The following is a 19,409-nucleotide window of genomic DNA, read 5'->3' as shown; positions in this document are numbered from 1 at the left end:
GTGACATCGACATTTGACAAGGTTGCCGACATCATCGCGGAGACCAGCGAGATTGACCGCGACACGATCACGCCCAAGAGCCACACGATTGACGATCTGGGCATCGACAGCCTCGATTTTCTCGACATCGTATTCGCCATCGACAAGGAGTTCGGCATCAAGGTGCCGCTTGAGAAGTGGACGCAGGAAGTCAATGACGGCAAGGCTCCGGCGGAGGAATACTTCGTTATGGAGAACCTGTGCGCCAAGATCGACGCGCTCGTCGCGGCCAAGAACGCTTGACGGCGCGCGGCGCGCACCGCACATGATCAGCCTATGAGCGCACGCGACGTCGTCATAACGGGCATCGGCCTCGTCTCATCCCTGGGTGAGGGAGCAAGCCGTCATTGGCAGGCTCTGGCTGCGCCGGACCCACGACCGGTGCTCGACGCTGAAACATTCCAGCCCTATACGGTCCACCCCCTGCCCGAGATCGACTGGGGCCAGCAGATCGCCAAGCGCGGCGACCAGCGGCAGATGGAGACGTGGCAGCGCCTTGGCACCTATACGGCCGGCCTCGCGCTGGACGACGCCGGTGTGAAGGACAATGAAGGGCTGCTGGCGGCGATGGACATGATCGTCGCAGCCGGCGGCGGCGAGCGCGACGTCAATGTCGACCAGGCCATTCTCGATGCAGCGCGCGACCGCAACGACCGCGACATCCTGCTCAATGAAAAACTGACCACCGAACTGCGTCCGACGCTTTTCCTGGCGCAGCTTTCCAACCTTCTCGCCGGCAACATCTCGATCGTGCACAAGGTCACCGGCTCCTCGCGGACCTTCATGGGTGAAGAGGGCGCGGGCGTTTCTGCCGTCGAGACTGCGGCTGCGCGCATTGCGTCGGGTCAGTCGGAGCAGGTGCTCGTTGGCGGCGCCTTCCAGACCCAGCATCCCGACATGCTTCTAGGCTACGAACTCGGCGGATTCCTGCATCGCAGGCGCTGGAAGCCGGTTTGGCAGCGCGCCGCGAATGACGGCGGCGGGGTGATCTCCGGGTCGGGCGCGGCATTTCTCATCCTGGAATCGCGCCAGCATGCGCAATCGCGTGGAGCCAGGGCCTATGCTACGCTGTCGAGCGTCGCCTCAGGCCGCGCACGGCGTGCCGAGGGCAATCTCAGCGAGGCCATATCCGGCCTGCTGCGCGTCCTGCCGCTGCCGCAGGAGCCCGTTCTGGTCATTTCCGGCGCATCCGGAGCGCACGCCGCCACCGGCGCGGAGCGTGGCGCGTTGTCGGGAGCGGGTGACTTTGCCGTCAGGGGCTTCTCGTCGCTCACCGGTCACATGAAGGAAGCGCAGTTTCCTTTCGCGATCGCGCTCGCCGCGCTGGCCGTTCACGAGGGCGCTGCCTATCCGCCATTCGATCCCGAAAACGAAACGGTGATGGAGAGCGGTGCGCCCAGTGCAGTGGTAGCGACGACGATTGGCTACCACCGTTATGAGGGCGCGGCCCTCGTCGTGCCTGCTTGAACGGGAGACGTACCTGATGGCCACGACCACCGATCATTTGGGCAGGCCTATCGTGGTTGTCACCGGCGTCGGTGTCGTCACGTCTCTGGGCCGAGGCGTATCGGAAAACTGGGCGGCGCTCACCGCTGGCAAATCGGGTATCCACCCTATTACCCGCTTTCCGACCGACCATCTCAACACCACGATAGCCGGCACCGTCGATTTCCTGTCGTCCAGCAACAAGGGCGCCAGCGCCCTCACCTATGAACTGGCCGAACTCGCGGCGGACGAAGCGATCGTCGGTGCCGGTTTCGACACCGGCGACTTCACCGGACCGCTTTTCCTTGCCTCGCCGCCCGTCGAGATGGACTGGCACGATCGCCTGGCACTCTACGAGACCGCTGACCTCGAATTGCCGGTATATGAACGGCTTCTGGCTGCGGCGCGCGAGCAATTGCGCCTGGAGACCTTCGAGGCGTCCCAGTTCGGTGCGATCGCGGACCGGCTTGCGGATCGCTTCGGAACGCGCGGCCTGCCCGTGACGCTGTCGACGGCATGCGCGTCCGGAGCAACTGCGATCCAGCTCGGTGTCGAGGCTATTCGCCGGGGCGAGGCCGACCGCGCCCTGTCGATCGGTGCCGATGGATCGGCCACCGCCGAAGCACTCATCCGCTTCTCGCTGCTCTCGGCCCTGTCCACCCAGAACGAACGTCCTGAAAAGGCATCCAAGCCGTTTTCCAAGGATCGCGACGGGTTCGTGCTGGCTGAAGGCGGTGCAGCGCTCGTGCTGGAATCGCTCGAAAGCGCGCAGGCGCGGGGCGCGACCATTCTCGGCGTGCTGAAAGGCTGCGGCGAGAAAGCCGACGACTTCCACCGCACCCGTTCGAAGCCCGACGGCTCGCCGGCGATTGCCGCGGTGAAGGCGGCGCTGGCCGACGCCGGGCTGGACGATGGCGAGATCGACTACGTCAACGCCCACGGCACGTCGACGCCGGAAAACGACAAGATGGAACACCTGTCGCTTTCCACCGTGTTCGGCGAGCGGATGAAGCAGATACCCATCTCGTCCAACAAGTCGATGATCGGCCACACCCTGTCGGCCGCCGGCGCGATCGAGGCCGTGTTTTCGCTGCTGACGATGTCGGAAGGCGTCATTCCGCCGACCATCAATTACGACAACCCCGACCCGGCGATCGAGCTGGACGTGGTGCCGAATGTCGGGCGGCAGGCGAAGGTTTCCAGCGTGCTTTCCAACTCGTTCGGCTTTGGCGGGCAGAACGCATGCCTTGTCATGACGCGGGAACCGGTCTAGTCCGCTCACGACACTGAAGACCGCCAGCGGATAAGATTTCATGCGTGCACTGCAACTCGTCGAAGACCGGCGGCTCGAAGCCGTCGATCTTCCTCCACCTCCCCCACCCGCCCATGGCGAGGTCACCGTCCGAATCAAGGCGGTGGCGTTGAACCATATCGATGTCTGGGGCTGGCGCGGCATGGCGTTCGCCAAACGCAAGATGCCTCTGGTCATCGGCGCGGAAGCTTCCGGCGAGATCGACGCGATCGGCGACGGCGTATCGGGCCTGGCGCTTGGTCAACTTGTCTCGATCTACGGCGCGCGCACCTGCGGCCTGTGCAAGAACTGCCGCGAGAAACGCGACAATCTCTGCGAGCATGTCTCCGGGGTCCACGGCTTCCATCTTGATGGCTTCGCGCAGGAGAAGGTCAACCTGCCCGCGCGCCTGCTCGTGCCGGCGCCTCCCGGCGTCGATGCGGTGGGTGCCGCCGTCGCCCCAGTTACCTTTGGCACCGTCGAGCACATGCTGTTCGACAACGCCAAGCTGCAGCCAGGCGAGACGATTCTCGTTCACGCCGGCGGTTCCGGTATCGGCTCGGCCGCGATCCAGCTCGCCAAGAAGATGGGCTGCACCGTCATCACCACGGTCGGTTCCAACGAAAAGATCGAGAAGGCCAAGGCCCTCGGCGCCGATCACGTCATCAATTATCGCGAGGATCGCTTCGAAGGCGTAACCCGCAAGCTGACGAAGAAGAAGGGCGTCGACGTCGTCTTCGAGCATGTCGGCGCCGATACATGGGCCGGCTCCATGCTGTGCATGAAGCGCGGCGCAAGGCTCGTCACCTGCGGCTCGACTTCAGGTGTCTCGACCAGCATGAATTTGATGCAGCTCTTTCAGCAGCAGCTCAAGATCTTCGGTTCGTTCGGCTGTCGCATGGAAAACATGCAAAACGCGATGCAGAAGATGGCGGCAGGCATCGTCCATCCCGTCATCGATACCGAGGTTGGTTTCGACGGCATCGGCAAGGCGCTGGAGCGCATGGAAGGCCGCGACGTCTTCGGCAAGATCATCCTGCGGGTCGGCTGATGAGCGAGAGAGGCCGGCCGTTGCTCAGGCCTCTGGTCGCGCGCACCCTGCGCGTCCTCAAGCAGGTGGAATACTGGCTGATCGCTCAGGTGGCGCTGGGGCTGCTTTGGCTTTTGCGCCTCCTCCCCCCGGACAGAGCGCTAGATTTTGCCGACCGGGTCGCCAGACGGCTGGGCCCCTTGGTTGGCCGCCATCGCGTCGCGATGGACAATCTTCGCCACGCCTACCCGGAAAAGAGTGAACAGGAACTGCAGGCGATCGCCTCCGACATGTGGGGCAACATGGCACGGCTCGCCGGCGAATATGTCTTCCTCGACCGCCTGTTCGATTTCGTCCCCGGTTCGGCCGAGACCGGCCGCGTCGAGGTGGTGGGCGAGGAAACCTTCATCCGGGTGCGCGACAGCAAGAAACCGCACATCTTCTTCACCGCCCATACCGGCAACTTCGAACTGCTCCCCGTTGCCGCCGCCGCCTTCGACCTCCCGGTCACGGCCCTCTTCCGGGCGCCCAACAACCCCTATATCGCCAAATACATCTTCTCGACGCGAGCAGACGCGATGGGCGAGCTTCTCGCGTCACGTGCTGGCGTCGCCTTCGCGCTGGCGCGCATTCTCGAACGCGGTGGAAACATCGGCGTGCTCGTCGACCAGAAATTCCACAAGGGCGTGCCGACGACGTTCTTTGGCAGACCGTGCTACACCAGCCCGCTCGTCGCCAAGCTGGCGCGTCAGTATGATTGCGACGTCTATCCTGCCCGCGCCATCCGCCTGCCAGGCAACCGCTACAGGCTGGAGATCTACGACAGGCTCGAACTGCCGCGCACCGACAAAGGCACGATCGACGTGCCAGGAACAGCCCAGCTTCTCAACGACACGGTCGAGGGATGGGTGCGCGAGCATCCTGGCCAATGGATGTGGTTCCACAAGCGCTGGAAGATGTAGAGCCTATCTGCCGTAATAATTCATGACCGCGTGGCGCGCTTCGGCAAAGAACAGCCAGCGCTCGACCAGCATGCCGAGACCATGGCTCAGCACCGCGATGCCTAACGCAATCGCCGCGAGTGCACCGGTAGCACCCGTTGCGAGCACGATCAGCGCGAGCGCCACGGGGAGCGCGCCACCGGCCAGAACCGCAATCACGAACAGCTTGTCGGCATGCTTGCGCGCGACGCGAAACCCCATCTCGCTGGTGAGGTAGTTGTCGTTGACGTGCGGGCTTTCGAACAGGCGGACCTGCCCTATCGTACCAAGGCCCGTGGCGCTCTCGGCCGTCGAAAGCGGCACTGCCTCGCGCGAATTTTTTCGCCACAGCCATTTCACACCCCACGCGAGTGCGAGGAACAGAGCAGCCAGCACCAAAAGCAGCGGTGCGCTCGTACCCGACACCAACCGGAAGAACGCACCAAGCAGGCTGCCGCCCGCAGCCGAAAACAGCAGATAGCAGGCAGGTGTCAGCGGCGTATGCCATGTCTGCACCGCCTTCAGCGATGCGTAGATCATGGAGGTGCAGTAGACGGTGATCACGGATCCAACGACTCCCAGCATGCCGATGACCGGCAGATACCGCGACTGGAAGATCGCTGCGGCGGCCGAAATGCATAGCGGCGCGAATGTCGCCACCGCCATCACGCCTTCACGTGACAGCCAGCTCGAACGCCATTGTGAGAATGCCCGCCAGGCGCGCTGCGGATTGCGCAGGTGCAGCGTCGACGACATGAGGCCGCCGCCGATGAGCGCAAGAGCAAGCAGATGCGCCAGCTTGGTCGACACATGAGCCGGGTCGAGAAAGCCGGCGCCCAAGGCGGCAGCGAGACCATAGCCGAGGCCCGAAACGGTCGTGAAGACGATGATCGACAGTGCCGGATGCATTCAGGTTCAGATCCGGTCCAGCATCTGGTCGACCCAGGCGAAGAAGCCAGTGGCGCCGGAGGTATCCTGCGAAGCAGGCCGCGGCGAGGAGGCCAAAGACGGCTTGGGGCGCGGCGGAAGGTATTTGTTGACCGGCTTCGTGCCCTGCTCCGGCATCAGGTCCATGCCGCCACGCGCCGCCACCATGCGCGAAACCTCGGACGCGGGGTCGGCCAGGTCGCCGAAATGCCGCGCGTTTGTGGGGCAGGTGCGCACGCAGGACGGCACACGATCGATCTCGTCGATGGTCTCGTTGTAGATCCGGTCGACGCAAAGCGTGCACTTCTTCATCACGCCGGCGGCCAGGTCCATCTCGCGTGCGCCGTATGGACACGCCCAGGCGCACAGCCCGCAGCCGATGCACATGTCCTCGTCGACGAGCACGATGCCGTCCTCGCCGCGCTTGTATGAGGCCCCCGTCGGACAGACGGTGACGCAGGGCGCATCCTCGCAATGCAGGCAGGATTTGGGGAAATGCACGATGCGGGCCAGCCCCACCTCCCCGACCACCTCGCCGCCCTCCGGCACCACCTCGAAGGAGTGAACGCGGTTGAGGAACGTGCCGGATACGTCTGCGCCGTAAGGGTCCTGATCGGACAACGCTGCGCCATAGCCGCCTGTGTTCCATTCCTTGCAGGAAACCACGCACGCGTGGCAGCCGACGCAGACATCGAGGTCGATGACGAGCCCGAGTTTCTTGGGGCTCGGCTGGGTTGGAAGCGAGGTCATGGCCGCGGGATCCCCCGTAAGGCAGGGACGCGGCAGGGTGAGGATGCAGATTGCAGTGCTCGACGTTGCCCCCCTCTGTCCTGCCGGACATCTCCCCCACGAGGGGGGAGATTGGCTGTCGCGCCTGTTTCCGCCAATCCACGGCACCGCAGAACGGATGCAACGCATGGTGAAAGCTGATCTCCCCCCTTGTGGGGGAGATGTCCGGCAGGACAGAGGGGGGCAACGTCGAGCACAGTCATCTCCCTCATTCGCCCCACTCCTGCCCGTAGCGGAGTTCTTCCGGCGTCTCGACGCGGCCTTCGACCGGCTGGAATTGCGGTTCGCTCAGTTCGCCCGCCTCGGCCTTCTCTATCCGCACCCGCAGGTCATACCATGCTGCCTGCCCGGTCACCGGATCCGAGTTGGACCAGCGCATGCCGTCGGCCTTCGGCGGAAGAAGCTCATGGATAAGGTGGTTCAGCAGGAATCCCTTCGTCGCCTCTGGCGCGTCGCCATCCAGCCCCCACGCCCGTCCACGCTTGCCGATCGCATTCCAGGTCCACATGGTATCGCGATTTGACGTTTCCGTGCGGGCGATCTGGACCTTGATGCGCCCATGATGCGACGTGAGCCATACCCAGTCATCGTCTTTCAGATCATATCTTTCGCAAATCTCTCCAGGCACATAGAGCCGGTTCTTTGTGTGAATCTGCCTCAGCCACGCATTCATCGAGCCCCATGAGTGATACATCGCCATCGGCCGCTGGGTGATGGCATGATAGGGAAACGCCTCGGCATCGACGCCTGCTTCTTCAAGCGGCTGATACCACATGGGAAGCGGCGTGAACGCCGCGAGTATCCGGTCGCGATGCTGCTCGGGGGCAACCGGTTCCCGAACACCTTCTGCGGAAAGCCTGAACTTCTGCAGTTCTTCGGAATAGAGCTGGAACGTCACCGGCTGCGGCGTGTCGAAAAATCCCATCCTGACGGCGAAGTCCTGATAGGCGGCATTTGCATGCTTGAAGAACTGCGCCTCCGGCGGAATGTGGGCCGAGAAGAACGAGCCATTCTCGATGTAGCGCTTCAATTGCTCAGGATTGCTCGCCCCCCTGCCCGTTCGTGTCCCGTCGCTGCCGCGGAACCCGGCGAGCGGACCGATGCCCGGCCGCCGCTCGTGGCGGACGATGTAGTCGGCATAATTCTTGTAGATTGCATTGCCGCGATTGTCGGCGAAACCGGGCAGCCGCAGTCGCGCGCCCAGATCGATCAACACGCTCTGGAAGGCGCGCACGTCGCGGTCAGGTTCGAGCACCGGCCAGCGTATCGCGTCGTTGACGCTGTCAGGCTCGCTGATCGGTCGATCGAGCAGCGAGATACAGTCGTGGCGCTCCAGATAGGTCGTGTCGGGCAACACGAGGTCGGCATAGGCGACCATTTCCGACGAATACGCGTCTGAATAGATGATCTTCGGAATGCGGTATTCCCCGGTCGCCTCGTCCTTGTCTTCCAGCATCCGGATGACGCCGGCCGTGTTCATCGACGAGTTCCACGCCATGTTCGCCATGTAGAGGAACAGCACATCGATCGGATAGGGATCGCCGGCATGGGCATTGGCGATCACCATGTGCATCAGCCCATGCGCGGAAAGCGGAGCTTCCCAGGAAAACGCCTTGTCGATGCGCGACGGTCGGCCTTCCTCGTCAACGAGCAGGTCTTCGGGGCCGAGCGGAAAGCCAAGATGCGGGCCTGAAAGCGGCTGGTTCGAACCGAAATGCTCCGCCTTGCCGTGCGGGCGCGGATGCGCGGAAACGGGCTTCGGATAAGGCGGCTCGAACCTGAACCCGCCCGGGCAGTCCACCGCACCGATCAGCACCTGCAGCATGTGAAGCGCACGCGCGGTCTGGAACCCATTGGAATGGGCAGAAATACCGCGCATCGCGTGAAAGGAGACCGGCCTGCCAAAAAAACTCTGGTGCCGCTCGCCATGGATGTCGGTCCACGGCTGATGGATCTCGATCGTTTCCTCGAATGCAACGCGTCCGATCTCGCTGGCCAGGCCTCGAATGACGTCGGACGATACACCAATCGTTTCGGCCACCGCCTCGGGCGCATGCTTGGGGTCGAGATATTCCTCAGCCAGCAACTGGAACACCGGAACGGCCGCCCTGCCGTCCGGCAGTTCGTACCGCCCCGACAGGGCTGCTCGCGCACCACGACTTGCCGCCGGCACGGTCCGTTCGGTGACGGTCTCCCACACAAGCGGCTTGCCGTCCTTGTCGCGCGCGAACAGGCCGTGATCGGCTGTGCCTGGCGCGTCCACCACCAGCCATGGCGCGTTGGAATAGCGCATGAGGTAATCGATATCGATACGGCGCGCCTTCAGGAGTTCGTGCACGACGGCCAGGATCAGCAGCCCGTCCGTCCCCGGCCGCACGCCGATCCAGTTGTCGGCAACCGCCGAATAGCCGGTTCGTACCGGATTGACCGAGACGAAGCGTGCGCCGCGCGTCTTGAGCTTCGAGATTCCCATCTTGATCGGGTTGGAATCATGGTCTTCTGCCACGCCGAACATCACGAACAGCTTGGTGCGGTCCCAATCGGGCGCCCCGAACTCCCAGAATGCGCCGCCGATGGTCATGATCCCACCCGCGGCCATGTTGACCGAGCAGAAGCCGCCATGTGCTGCGTAGTTGGGCGTACCGAACTGCTGTGCCCAGTAGCCCGTCAGCGACTGCGACTGGTCGCGACCCGTGAAGAAGGCGAGTTTCTTCGGGTCTCTGTCGCGCACCTCGCCCAGCCATGACGTGGCAAGCGCAAGCGCCTCGTCCCAGGATATCTTCCTGAACTGTCCCGATCCGCGCGGGCCTGTGCGCAGCAATGGCGAGTCAAGGCGCGCCGGCGCGTAATGCTGCATGATGCCGGCCGACCCCTTGGCACATAGCACGCCACGATTGACCGGATGATCGCGGTTACCCTCGATGTAGCGGATCTTGCCGTCCTTGAGGTGCACGTCGATGCCGCAGCGGCACGCGCACATGTAGCAAGTCGTCTTGCGGACCTCGTCCGAAATGGGTCTGGACAGATCGAGCTGATGCTGCGCCATGCCTGAATGCTCCTCAAGCATCAGGTCTATGCAAGACGGGCTTGGATTGAAATGCCTTCAGTCGGACAATCAGTGGAATATTTTGCCGCCGACTGCCGGGATCAGTTCTCCACGATGATCCGCGTATTGCCGGCACCCACCTTGCGGACCAGAGAATAGAAGATTTCGGCATTGGTCGTTTCCAGCCGCACGCATCCATGCGAGGCAGGCGTTCCAAGACGGCTCACGGCGTTGGTCCCGTGCACAGCCCAGCCGCGATCATAGAAGACCGCGTAGGGCATCGGGGCGTTGTCGTATGTGCGCGAATGCCACATCTTGTGAATGCGCTGCGGCCTGAACTCGCCGCGCGGCGTCGCGTAGCCTGTGCGCGCGGTCGAGACCGGCCATTCATACAGCACCTTGCCATGTTGCAGCACGACCATTTTCTGCGCCGCGACGTCGACCCGTGCGACGAGACTCGACGCCTGGGCAGAAGCTGATGAGCACAGCAGCACCAGCCCGCAAGACAGACCCAACACCCAATTCATGACACGCAGCCCCGTCCGTCATCCTTAATCGTCCGGACGGCAGTCTCGCTTCAATTTCCTAACAAAGTTTGGCCGGCCACCGACGCGTCATCTAAATCGATACAAAGAATCCGCCTGGACCAAAATGAGCACCTTGTCAGGCCTGCTCTCCACCTGCTCAATTGCGGCGATGAACGACAAGCTTTTCCAGGCGATCGAACGCCGCCGCGATGATCTCGTGGCACTCACCGCAGAACTCATTCGCTTTCCGACGATCAACCCGCCGGGCGAGGCATATACGCCCTGCGCCGAATATATCGCGCAGCGGCTTAGGAAGAGCGGCTTCGAGACCGAACTCATACGCGGCGAAGGCACGCCCGGCGACAGCGACAGATATCCGCGCACCAACGTCGTCGCGCGCTTCGATGGGCGTACGCCGGGCAAGACGGTGCATTTCAATTCGCACATCGACGTCGTCGAGGCAGGTGACGGCTGGACGGTCGATCCGTTCGGAGGCGACGTGAAGGATGGCCGCGTCTACGGGCGCGGCGCCTGCGACATGAAGGGCGGGCTCGCCGCCTCCATCATCTCGGCTGAAGCCTTCATGGAAGTATTCCCCGATTTTCCCGGTGCGATCGAGATTTCAGGCACGGTCGACGAGGAATCGGGCGGTTTCGGCGGCGTTGCCTATCTCGCATCGAAAGGCTTCTTTTCGAAACCGCGCGTCGACCACGTGATCATTCCCGAACCGCTGAACAAGGATCGGATTTGTCTCGGCCATCGCGGCGTCTGGTGGGCCGAGATCGAGACAAAGGGCTCCATCGCCCACGGCTCGATGCCGTTCCTTGGCGACTCCGCCATCCGCCACATGGGTGCCGTGCTCGACGCGTTCGAGGAAGAACTCTTCCCCGCGCTGGACCGCAAGCAGACCGTGATGCCGGTTGTGCCGGAAGGCGCGCGGCGCTCGACGATGAACATCAACTCGATTCATGGTGGCCAGACCGAAGACTTCTTCCCAGGCCTGCCCTCGCCGAATGTCGCCGATTCGTGCCGCACGGTGATCGATCGTCGTTTCCTGCTCGAGGAAAAGATCGACGAGGTGAAGGGAGAGGTGACGACGATCCTCGACCGGCTGAAGCGGGAACGCCCGAAATTCGACTATTCGATCCGTGACGTGATGGAAGTGCAGCCGACAATGACCGACCGCGACGCCCCCGTCGTGACGGCTGTCGCAGACGGCATCCGCGCGATCTTTGATCGCGAGCCTGAATATGTCATCTCGCCGGGCACCTACGACCAGAAGCACATCGCCCGCATCGGCCATCTGTTCGAATGCATCGCCTATGGTCCAGGCATCCTCGATCTCGCCCATCGTCCCGACGAATGGGTCGGTATCGAGGACATGGTTGAATCGGCAAAGGTGATGGCGCTTAGCCTGAACACCCTGCTTCGCGGCACATGACGTGATGCAGGCTCAGCGCCGCAACGGAGCGGCGAAAATCGCAATGCTTTTCAGCGGCGTTGGCGAAATAAAGCCGATTTACTCACCGGCGGATTCGCGCTTTGATCGCCGCCAACAGGATTTCAATGGGAGACAGTCATGAAGCTTCTTAAGTCCGTCGTTCTTGCCGCCGCGCTGGCGCTGGCAGCATCGACATCGGCGATGGCCCAGCGCACCGATGTCATCATCGGCATGGTGTTGGAGCCGCCGCACCTCGATCCGACCGCCGGCGCCGCCGCCGCGATCAAGGAAGTGGGTTACGCCAATATCTTTGAAGGCCTCACCCGGATCGGCCCGGACGGCGCGGTGCAGCCCGGCCTCGCCGAGAGCTGGGAAATTTCAGACGACGGCAAGGTCTATACCTTCAAGCTGCACACCGGCGTCAAATTCCACGATGGCGCCGACTTCAGCGCCGATGACGTGAAGTTCTCCATCGATCGTGCCATGGCCGAAGATTCGGTCAACCCTCAAAAGGGTCTCTATTCGGCCATCGAGAGCGTTGAAGTCATCGATCCCGCGACCGTCGTGATCAACCTGAAGAACCCGCAGGGCGGTTTCCTCTGGAACATGGGCTGGGGAGAAGCGGCGATTGTCTCGCCGGCCTCCGCCGATGGCAACAAGGAAACGCCGATCGGCACCGGCCCTTTCAAGTTCGACAACTGGGCAAAGGGATCGTCGATCACGTTGGTGAAGAACCCGGACTACTGGGGTGAAGAAGTCGCACTGGAGCGCGCCGAGTTCCGGATCATCCCGGACGCGGCAGCCGCGGTCCCTGCCCTGCTGTCCGGCGACGTTCACGCCTTCTCCAACATGCCGGTCGGCGATTCACTGCCGATGATCGAGGCCGATCCGCGCTTCGAGGTGGTTATAGGCTCGACCGAGGGCGAGACAGTGCTTTCGACCAACAACAAGAAGGAACCCTTCGACAAGCTGGAAGTACGCCAGGCCATCGCCCACGCGCTCAACCGCGACGAGATTATCCAGGGCATCCCGCCCGGCCTCGGCACGCCGATCGGCTCGCACTTTGCGCCCCACAATCCGGCCTATGTCGACCTCACCGGCACCTATCCCTATGATCCGGAGAAGGCGAAGGAACTGCTGGCAGAGGCAGGCTATCCGGACGGGTTTTCCGCGACGCTCAAGCTGCCGCCTCCCGGCTACGCCCGCGACGGTGGCCAGATCATCGCTTCGCAGCTACGCCAGGTCGGTATCAATCTCGAGATCATTCCCCTCGAATGGGCTGACTGGCTGACCCAGGTGTTCACGGAGAAGAACTACGATCTCTCGATCGTCAGCCATGTCGAGCCGAACGACATCGGCATCTATGCCCGGCCCGACTATTACTTCCAGTACGAGAACCCAGAGTTCAACGCCGTGATGGAAGAACTCGACGTGACCGCTGACGAGGCCAAGCGCAATGAACTCTACGGCCAGGCGCAGCGCATCCTCGCCGAGGACGCGGCCGTCGGCTTCCTCTTCCAGTTGCCCAAGATCGGCGTCTGGGACGCCAAGCTCGAGGGCATGTGGGAAAACTGGCCACTTTCGGTCGCTGACCTGACCAAGGTTCACTGGACCGAATAGCAACGCTCATCCCTCCCCCTTTCGAGGGGGAGGGAAACCCATCCGGCAACTCATGACCGCCTTTCTCCTCAAACGTATCGGCATCGGTTTCCTGACGCTGCTCATCGCCTCGGTCGTGGTGTTCTCGGTGCTGGAAATCCTCCCTGGCGACCCGGCGCTGCTGATGCTGGGCATGAACGCGACGCCCGAGGCGCTTGCCGCCATGCGCGAGCAGATGGGGCTCGGCGATCCCGTGCTGCTGCGCTATTTTTCCTGGATCGGCGGGATGCTGGTCGGCGATTTTGGTCGATCCTTCACCTACTCGTCCCCCGTCATCGAACTGATTACCGAACGCGTGATCGTCTCGCTGCCTCTGGCTATCATTTCACTCATCCTGTCGACCGCGATCGCGATCCCCGTCGGCATTTTTGCTGCGGCGCGCCGTGGCAGGGTTGGCGACACAGCCTCCATGGGCCTTGCGCAAGTGGGAGTCGCGGTGCCGAATTTCTGGTTCGCGCTGCTGATGATCTACGTCTTCGCAGTGTGGCTGCGCATGGTGCCTGCCGGTGGATTTCCCGGCTGGGGCAATGGCATCTGGCCCGCGCTCAAATCGCTCCTACTGCCATCGCTGGCGCTGGCGCTGCCGCAAGCGGCCATCCTCGCCCGCGTGACCCGGTCGGCCATGCTGGAGGTACTTGGCGAGGATTACATCCGTACCGCACGCGCTAAGGGCATGCCGCGCCAATACGTGCTGTGGCGCCATGCGCTGCGCAATGCGATGATCCCGGTGCTCACCATCATGGGACTTCAATTCTCGTTCCTTCTCGCCGGCACGATCATCATCGAGAACGTGTTCTACCTGCCTGGCCTCGGCCGTCTGGTGTTCCAGGCAATCACCCAGCGAGACCTGATCGTCGTCGAAGGTGTCATCATGCTGCTCGTGGCAAGCGTGGTGGTCGTCAACATCATCGTCGACATCCTCTACGCGGTGGTCGATCCGCGCCTGCGGGTGCGCACGTGAGCGCCGAGCCTCTGCCAATGGAGCCAACGGGCTGGCGCACGGTGATCCGGCAGGCCTTTGCCAATCGCTCGTTCCTCGTCGGCTTCGTCATCACGGCGCTGATCGCCGCCATGGCGCTCGCCTCCTTCGTCTGGACGCCGTACGACATCACCAACCTCATCGTCGCCGACCGGATGAAGGGGCTGTCGGGCCAGCACTTGTTCGGCACCGACCATTTTGGCCGTGACATCCTGTCGATGATCATGATCGGTGCCAGGAATTCGATCGCTGTCGCGGTGGTTGCCGTCGGCATCGGCATGGGCCTGGGCGTGCCGCTCGGCTGCTGGGCTGCCGCGCGCGGCGGCTGGGTCGATGAAGTGCTGATGCGCTTCAATGACGTCGTCTTCGCCTTTCCAGCACTGCTTTCCGCGGTGATGATCACCGCGATCTTCGGCCCGGGCGCCGTCAACGCGATCATCGCGATCGGCATCTTCAACGTTCCGGTGTTCGCCCGCGTGGCGCGTGCGGGCGCGCTATCGTTGTGGCCGCGCGAATATGTGCTGGCGGCGCGAGCCTCCGGAAAAGGCAGGGCGTTGATCACCATCGAGCACATCCTGCCGAACATCGTCTCCATCCTGCTGGTCCAGGGAACGATCCAGTTCGCACTCGGCATCCTTGCCGAAGCGGGCCTGTCCTATCTTGGCCTCGGCGCCCAGCCACCCATGCCGTCATGGGGCCGCATGCTGTTCGACGCGCAGACCCGCATGATGGTCGCCCCGCATCTGGCGATCTTTCCCGGCCTCGCCATCGTCATCACCGTGCTCGGGCTGAACCTGCTCGGCGACGGGCTGCGCGACGTACTCGACCCGAAGCTGAGGCGCCAGCGATGAGCCTGCTCGAGATCGAAAACCTGCGCCTCGACATCGGCGGCACGCCGATCCTGAAGGATATCGACCTGACTCTTGGCCAGGGCGAGGTGCTCGGCCTGGTGGGCGAATCCGGCTCGGGCAAGTCGATGACCGCGCTAACCGTGATGCAGTTGCTGCCGCATGCGGCATCTGCAAAGGGACGCGTCACCTTCGACGGCATCGACCTGCTTGCCGCGCCCGAAACGGCGATGAACCGGCTGCGCGGCAACGAAATCGGCATGGTGTTCCAGGAGCCGATGACCGCGCTCAATCCCGTCAAGACGATCGGCGAGCAGGTGGCCGAGGGCATCCGCTGGCATACGGGAGCCAACCGTGCCGATGCCGAAGCGACCGCCCGCGAAATTCTCGACCGGGTGGGCTTGCCGCAGACGAAATTTCCGCTGAACCGCTTTCCCCATCAATTGTCCGGCGGCCAGCGCCAGCGGGTCGTCATCGCGATCGCCTGCGCCCTCAAGCCGAAACTTCTGATCGCCGACGAACCGACTACGGCGCTCGATGTCGTGCTCCAGAAGCAGATCCTCGAATTGCTGCGCGACCTGGTCGATGAGCGCCGGATGGGCCTGCTGCTGATCTCGCACGACCTCGCGGTCGTCGCCGACATGGCCGATCGCATCACCATCATGCGCCACGGCGAGGTGATGGAAGATGGCGAGACAGCCCGCACGCTGACCGAGCAGGCGCATCCCTATACGCGCCAGCTCGCGCTGGCCTCAATGCACGTGCCGCAGCGTCGCACACATGAAGCGGCAGGACCATCCACGGCCGCACCGCTTCTGTCCGTCGACAATGTGGTCCGCGACTATCCCGGCCGCCGTGCCTCGCTGTTGCGCAAGGCAGAGCCTTTCCGCGCCGTCGACGGCGTTTCGTTTTCGATCATTGAGGGCCAGTCGGTCGCGCTCGTCGGGCGTTCAGGCTGCGGCAAGTCCACCCTCGCACGCCTGATCCTGGCCCTGGACAAGCCGACGGCAGGCAGCATCCGCCTCGACGGCGCAGACGTGAGCAGCCTCGATGAGGCCGAGCTGAAACCCCATCGCCGCAAGATGCAGGTGGTCTTCCAGGACCCGTACGGATCGTTCAATCCTCGCCACAAGGTCGAGCGGCTGGTGGCCGAACCGCTGCATCTCCTGGAAAAGGCGCCCTCACCCGCTGAGCGTCGCGAAATGGTTTCGCAGGCGCTTCACGAGGTCGGCCTGCAACCTGCCGACATGGACAAGTATCCGCATGAATTTTCCGGCGGCCAGCGGCAGCGCATCTCGATCGCACGCGCCATCATCACACGGCCGAAGCTGATCGTGGCGGACGAGCCGGTATCCGCGCTCGATGTCTCCATCCGCGCCCAGGTTCTAGATCTGTTCGCCGACCTGAACCAGCGGCTGGGCGTCTCCTACCTGTTCATCACCCATGACCTGACGGTGGCGCGCGCCATCACCGACGACGTCATGGTGATGCACGACGGAAGGATCGTCGAGGAAGGCAAGACCGGAGACGTGCTGGATCATCCGCAGTCGGATGCGGCCAAGGCGCTCGTCGCCGCGGCGCCAGACCTGCAACGCGCCCTGCGCAAGCGGCTTGTCGAACAGGGCTGACGCTTGGCGAAGCTGCTCGAGCGCCTTCAGACCGTAGGCAGGCCTATTGCCAGTTCATTTGGATCGAGTTGCAGCACCTCGAGCGTCCGGGCAAGCAGCCGCACCTCACGCTCGTTCAGTTGCCGATCCGCCTTGGCGATCTCGGCAAGATGCCGTGCAAGCTCTACGCGCCGTTCACGGGGATAGCCACGGAACGTCGATAGCGCCTGCGCGGTATCGGTCTCGTAGCCATAGTCCTGAAGGTAGCGCATCACCTTGGAGAAACTCTCCTCGCCGATGCCGAACGCATCGGCGCAAATCCGCTTCAGCGTGTCGAGTTCCGCTTGCTCGACGGCCCCATCCGCAAGCACCATGCGAAACAGCAGCAGGATTTCGGCGGACAGGGCCGGGTCCTCCGCAACCCGGCGCACTGCGGGGTCGCCTTCGAACAGCTCGGTTATTCTGGAAAACAACTCAAAAGCCATATCTGCCTTCCTCAACGGAATCGCCTGACTGCGACGCTACCGCGTAATCGGGCTTGCGGATAGCACCGCGTTATGTTGCAAGCGGCTTACCATCTCGCGCGGCAGCCCACATGTTCTCCGATCTCGCAACCGAACTCATCCTGCTTCTCGCGGTTGCCGCTTTCCTTGGCGGCTTCATCGATTCGATTGCCGGAGGTGGCGGCCTCATCACCGTGCCGGCGCTGTTGCTGGCTGGGTTCTCGCCCGTCCAGGCGCTGGGTACAAACAAGCTGCAGGGTCTGTTTGGCGCGGCCTCGGCTACCATCGCCTACGCCTCCAAGGGACATGTCGACCTGCGCAAGCAGCTACCGGCTGCGGTAATGTCGTTCCTGGGCGCCTTCTGCGGCGCGGCTTTGGCGACCGTGTTGCCAGGCGAATGGCTGCATGCCGCGCTGCCTCCGATGCTGATCGTGATCGCGGTCTACTTCGCCTTCAAGCCCAACATGGACGACGTCGACCGCGCGGAGCGCCTGTCGCCGTTCCTGTTCGGACTGATGATCGTGCCGGTCATCGGCTTCTACGACGGCGTCTTTGGCCCGGGCACCGGCTCCTTCTTCATGCTGTCGTTCGTGGCGCTTGCCGGATACGGCGTGCTCAAGGCGACCGCGCACACCAAACTGCTCAACCTCGCGTCGAACCTCGGCGGCTTTGCGTTCTTCGCGTATGCCGGCGTGGTTTCCTGGCAAATCGGCATCATGATGGGCGCATGCCAGTTTCTCGGCGCACGGGTCGGCGCGGGCCTGGCGATGAAAAACGGCGCCAGGCTGATCAAGCCCCTGCTGGTGATAACCTGCGTGGTGCTGGCGATAAGGCTGCTGCTCGACTGAGCCTCGCGCACGTTCGGTCTTTGCGCTACGATTGAAGGCAATGACAAAAGAACCGCTTCTTGCAGCGATTTCCAGGCGACCGGACGCGACCGTAGTCTCGACCGACACGTTCACGTTGCTCAAGGTACCGCCGCCGCGCGAACTGGAAGGCCTGGTGCTCGACATCGCACTCTATCGCGAGCTTTCCGGCACGTCGATCCGTCAGGTCGAGACCGCATCGCTCGTTGTGCCCCTGCTTATCGGCTTTTCCGATCCGTTCGAGATTGCGCTGGGCCGAGCACCGACGCGAGATGACGGTTTTCACAGCTTCACCGCCGGCCTGTGCCTTGCGCCGGCAAACATCATCTCGGCGGGCGCGTGTTCATGCCTCGAGATCACATTGACGCCGCGCGGCGCCAGGCGCTTCTTCGGAATGCCGATGAGCGAACTGACGGAGCGCATGGTTGGCCTCGGCGATCTCGGCGACAAATCCCTCGATCGCTTGCGCCATCAACTGGGTGAGGAAGACGATTGGGACCGACGTCTGGAGCTTGCCGAAGCGTTCTTGCAGGCGAGATTGGGAATGCCGTCGGCCCGGCCATCGCCGACTGGTTGGGCCTATGATCGAATTGTCGCGTCGGCAGGGCGTGCCACGATCGGAAACCTTGCCGATCACCTTGGTTGGAGCCGCAAGCATCTGGCCTCGCGCTTTCATGATGAATTCGGCCTGCCGCCAAAGCAGGTCGCGCGTATCGCCCGGTTCATGAACGCGCAGAGGCTTGCGTCCGGCGGCGAGGAAAACGGCTGGGCCGAGATTGCCGCCGCCTGCGGCTACGCCGACCAGGCACATCTGACGCGCGAATTCCGGGCCTTCTCCGGCACCACGCCTTCCGCATGGCTGTCTGCAGCGGCACGTTGAGCGACAGGTTACATTCCTTCAAGCTATTGGAACCGACGTGACACATCATGCTTGTCTTCACGCAAGGACAAGGAGCAAGTGATGTCCACCTATTCGCCTTCCGAACCGCCACGCATCTTCCCCACGTTTCGCTTTCGCGACGCGGCGCGAATGATCGACTGGCTGACGAGTGTCGTCGGTTTCGAAGTGCATGCGCGCTACGACGGGGCAGACGGTAAGGTTGATCATGCCGAACTCGCCTTCGGCTCGTCCATGATCATGTGCGGCGACGACAAGACGGATACCTATGGCGAGATGGTCGGCCGTGCCGGCGATCAGGGCGGCAAATCTCTCTATATCGCGGTAGACGACCTCGACGCGCTGTTTGAACGCGTCAGCAAGGCTGGCGCGACGATCGAGCAGGGCCCGACGGATCGCGATTACGGCAGCCGCGAATTCATCTGCCGCGATCCGGAAGGCAACGTCTGGTGTTTCGGAACCTATTGGCCAAAGGCGATCGAAAAGGCCTGAAC

General features: G+C 63.1%; 18 protein-coding genes. 13 read left to right on the top strand and 5 right to left on the bottom strand.

The window, feature by feature from the left end; genetic code table 11:
• Genes AAFN84_RS05060 through AAFN84_RS05040 form a run of 5 tightly spaced genes read left to right on the top strand, consistent with a single transcriptional unit; the run spans nucleotide 1 to nucleotide 4,807 of the window.
• Nucleotides 1-282, top strand: a complete 282-nt coding sequence (locus AAFN84_RS05060; protein WP_347513408.1) for an acyl carrier protein — start codon at nucleotides 1-3, stop codon at nucleotides 280-282.
• A 33-nt stretch (nucleotides 283-315) separates the two neighbouring features.
• Nucleotides 316-1,506 carry a beta-ketoacyl-ACP synthase gene (locus AAFN84_RS05055; RefSeq protein ID WP_347513407.1) on the top strand — a complete coding sequence of 397 codons (1,191 nt, stop codon included), beginning with the start codon at nucleotides 316-318 and terminating at the stop codon, nucleotides 1,504-1,506.
• A gap of 16 nt (nucleotides 1,507-1,522) precedes the next feature.
• Nucleotides 1,523-2,797, top strand: coding sequence for a beta-ketoacyl-ACP synthase (locus tag AAFN84_RS05050; RefSeq protein ID WP_347513406.1), 1,275 nt, complete (start codon nucleotides 1,523-1,525; stop codon nucleotides 2,795-2,797).
• 40 nt (nucleotides 2,798-2,837) lie between these two features.
• The gene (locus tag AAFN84_RS05045; protein ID WP_347513405.1) at nucleotides 2,838-3,866 is read left to right on the top strand and encodes a zinc-binding dehydrogenase; all 1,029 of its coding nucleotides are present in this window, start codon (nucleotides 2,838-2,840) and stop codon (nucleotides 3,864-3,866) included.
• Entirely contained in the window at nucleotides 3,866-4,807 is a 942-nt protein-coding gene (locus AAFN84_RS05040) for a lipid A biosynthesis lauroyl acyltransferase (RefSeq protein ID WP_347513404.1), read from the top strand. The genes AAFN84_RS05045 and AAFN84_RS05040 overlap by 1 nt, the downstream gene beginning before the upstream one ends.
• A 3-nt stretch (nucleotides 4,808-4,810) precedes the next feature.
• On the opposite strand, the gene AAFN84_RS05035 is transcribed toward AAFN84_RS05040, so the two are convergent.
• From AAFN84_RS05035 to AAFN84_RS05020, 4 genes are all read right to left on the bottom strand, one after another.
• Nucleotides 4,811-5,734 (bottom strand): DmsC/YnfH family molybdoenzyme membrane anchor subunit, encoded by a 924-nt coding sequence (locus AAFN84_RS05035; RefSeq protein ID WP_347513403.1) that lies wholly within the window; start codon nucleotides 5,732-5,734, stop codon nucleotides 4,811-4,813.
• Between the two features lie 6 nt (nucleotides 5,735-5,740).
• On the bottom strand, nucleotides 5,741-6,502 hold the full coding sequence (locus AAFN84_RS05030; RefSeq protein ID WP_347513402.1) for a 4Fe-4S dicluster domain-containing protein: 762 nt from the start codon (nucleotides 6,500-6,502) through the stop codon (nucleotides 5,741-5,743).
• A gap of 247 nt (nucleotides 6,503-6,749) precedes the next feature.
• Nucleotides 6,750-9,587, bottom strand: coding sequence for a molybdopterin oxidoreductase family protein (locus tag AAFN84_RS05025; protein WP_347513401.1), 2,838 nt, complete (start codon nucleotides 9,585-9,587; stop codon nucleotides 6,750-6,752).
• Nucleotides 9,588-9,688: 101 nt separating this feature from the next.
• Nucleotides 9,689-10,114, bottom strand: coding sequence for a L,D-transpeptidase (locus tag AAFN84_RS05020; protein ID WP_347513400.1), 426 nt, complete (start codon nucleotides 10,112-10,114; stop codon nucleotides 9,689-9,691).
• A gap of 169 nt (nucleotides 10,115-10,283) precedes the next feature.
• On the opposite strand from AAFN84_RS05020, the gene AAFN84_RS05015 reads away from it, so the two are divergent.
• From AAFN84_RS05015 to AAFN84_RS04995, 5 genes are all read left to right on the top strand, one after another.
• Nucleotides 10,284-11,555 (top strand): acetylornithine deacetylase/succinyl-diaminopimelate desuccinylase family protein, encoded by a 1,272-nt coding sequence (locus AAFN84_RS05015; RefSeq protein WP_347513795.1) that lies wholly within the window; start codon nucleotides 10,284-10,286, stop codon nucleotides 11,553-11,555.
• Between the two features lie 138 nt (nucleotides 11,556-11,693).
• Nucleotides 11,694-13,175, top strand: coding sequence for an ABC transporter substrate-binding protein (locus AAFN84_RS05010; RefSeq protein ID WP_347513399.1), 1,482 nt, complete (start codon nucleotides 11,694-11,696; stop codon nucleotides 13,173-13,175).
• A 52-nt stretch (nucleotides 13,176-13,227) separates the two neighbouring features.
• A complete protein-coding gene (locus tag AAFN84_RS05005; RefSeq protein WP_347513398.1) occupies nucleotides 13,228-14,175 on the top strand; it encodes an ABC transporter permease in 948 nt (315 codons plus the stop codon).
• Between the two features lie 17 nt (nucleotides 14,176-14,192).
• Nucleotides 14,193-15,044 (top strand): ABC transporter permease, encoded by an 852-nt coding sequence (locus tag AAFN84_RS05000; protein ID WP_347513794.1) that lies wholly within the window; start codon nucleotides 14,193-14,195, stop codon nucleotides 15,042-15,044.
• Complete coding sequence (locus AAFN84_RS04995; RefSeq protein ID WP_347513397.1) at nucleotides 15,041-16,669, top strand: dipeptide ABC transporter ATP-binding protein; 1,629 nt, start codon at nucleotides 15,041-15,043, stop codon at nucleotides 16,667-16,669. Before AAFN84_RS05000 ends, AAFN84_RS04995 begins: the two co-directional genes overlap by 4 nt.
• Before the next feature lie 26 nt (nucleotides 16,670-16,695).
• Here AAFN84_RS04995 and AAFN84_RS04990 read toward each other — a convergent pair whose 3' ends face one another.
• Entirely contained in the window at nucleotides 16,696-17,133 is a 438-nt protein-coding gene (locus AAFN84_RS04990; RefSeq protein ID WP_347513396.1) for a TerB family tellurite resistance protein, read from the bottom strand.
• Between the two features lie 110 nt (nucleotides 17,134-17,243).
• On the opposite strand from AAFN84_RS04990, the gene AAFN84_RS04985 reads away from it, so the two are divergent.
• The 3 genes from AAFN84_RS04985 (at nucleotide 17,244) to AAFN84_RS04975 (ending at nucleotide 19,407) form a co-directional block, all read left to right on the top strand.
• Nucleotides 17,244-17,999, top strand: coding sequence for a TSUP family transporter (locus tag AAFN84_RS04985; RefSeq protein WP_347513395.1), 756 nt, complete (start codon nucleotides 17,244-17,246; stop codon nucleotides 17,997-17,999).
• A 40-nt stretch (nucleotides 18,000-18,039) separates the two neighbouring features.
• Entirely contained in the window at nucleotides 18,040-18,897 is an 858-nt protein-coding gene (locus tag AAFN84_RS04980; RefSeq protein ID WP_347513394.1) for an AraC family transcriptional regulator, read from the top strand.
• A gap of 81 nt (nucleotides 18,898-18,978) precedes the next feature.
• Nucleotides 18,979-19,407, top strand: coding sequence for a VOC family protein (locus AAFN84_RS04975; RefSeq protein WP_347513393.1), 429 nt, complete (start codon nucleotides 18,979-18,981; stop codon nucleotides 19,405-19,407).
• Nucleotides 19,408-19,409: the final 2 nt, after the last annotated feature.

It is taken from the genome of Mesorhizobium sp. CAU 1741, assembly GCF_039839275.1.
GTDB lineage: Bacteria > Pseudomonadota > Alphaproteobacteria > Rhizobiales > Rhizobiaceae > Aerobium.
The sequence above is the reverse complement of the archived record's forward strand: the minus strand, read 5'-3'. Positions and strand labels throughout refer to the sequence as shown.

Bases quoted from the DNA above. Each gene is read 5' to 3' on its own strand.
- AAFN84_RS05055 (WP_347513407.1), top strand. From the start codon at position 316: ATGAGCGCACGCGACGTCGTCATAACGGGCATCGGCCTCGTCTCATCC.
- AAFN84_RS05050 (WP_347513406.1), top strand. From the start codon at position 1,523: ATGGCCACGACCACCGATCATTTGGGCAGGCCTATCGTGGTTGTCACC.
- AAFN84_RS05045 (WP_347513405.1), top strand. From the start codon at position 2,838: ATGCGTGCACTGCAACTCGTCGAAGACCGGCGGCTCGAAGCCGTCGAT.
- AAFN84_RS05040 (WP_347513404.1), top strand. From the start codon at position 3,866: ATGAGCGAGAGAGGCCGGCCGTTGCTCAGGCCTCTGGTCGCGCGCACC.
- AAFN84_RS05035 (WP_347513403.1), bottom strand. From the start codon at position 5,734: ATGCATCCGGCACTGTCGATCATCGTCTTCACGACCGTTTCGGGCCTC.
- AAFN84_RS05030 (WP_347513402.1), bottom strand. From the start codon at position 6,502: ATGACCTCGCTTCCAACCCAGCCGAGCCCCAAGAAACTCGGGCTCGTC.
- AAFN84_RS05025 (WP_347513401.1), bottom strand. From the start codon at position 9,587: ATGGCGCAGCATCAGCTCGATCTGTCCAGACCCATTTCGGACGAGGTC.
- AAFN84_RS05020 (WP_347513400.1), bottom strand. From the start codon at position 10,114: ATGAATTGGGTGTTGGGTCTGTCTTGCGGGCTGGTGCTGCTGTGCTCA.
- AAFN84_RS05015 (WP_347513795.1), top strand. From the start codon at position 10,284: ATGAACGACAAGCTTTTCCAGGCGATCGAACGCCGCCGCGATGATCTC.
- AAFN84_RS05010 (WP_347513399.1), top strand. From the start codon at position 11,694: ATGAAGCTTCTTAAGTCCGTCGTTCTTGCCGCCGCGCTGGCGCTGGCA.
- AAFN84_RS05005 (WP_347513398.1), top strand. From the start codon at position 13,228: ATGACCGCCTTTCTCCTCAAACGTATCGGCATCGGTTTCCTGACGCTG.
- AAFN84_RS05000 (WP_347513794.1), top strand. From the start codon at position 14,193: ATGGAGCCAACGGGCTGGCGCACGGTGATCCGGCAGGCCTTTGCCAAT.
- AAFN84_RS04995 (WP_347513397.1), top strand. From the start codon at position 15,041: ATGAGCCTGCTCGAGATCGAAAACCTGCGCCTCGACATCGGCGGCACG.
- AAFN84_RS04990 (WP_347513396.1), bottom strand. From the start codon at position 17,133: ATGGCTTTTGAGTTGTTTTCCAGAATAACCGAGCTGTTCGAAGGCGAC.
- AAFN84_RS04985 (WP_347513395.1), top strand. From the start codon at position 17,244: ATGTTCTCCGATCTCGCAACCGAACTCATCCTGCTTCTCGCGGTTGCC.
- AAFN84_RS04980 (WP_347513394.1), top strand. From the start codon at position 18,040: ATGACAAAAGAACCGCTTCTTGCAGCGATTTCCAGGCGACCGGACGCG.
- AAFN84_RS04975 (WP_347513393.1), top strand. From the start codon at position 18,979: ATGTCCACCTATTCGCCTTCCGAACCGCCACGCATCTTCCCCACGTTT.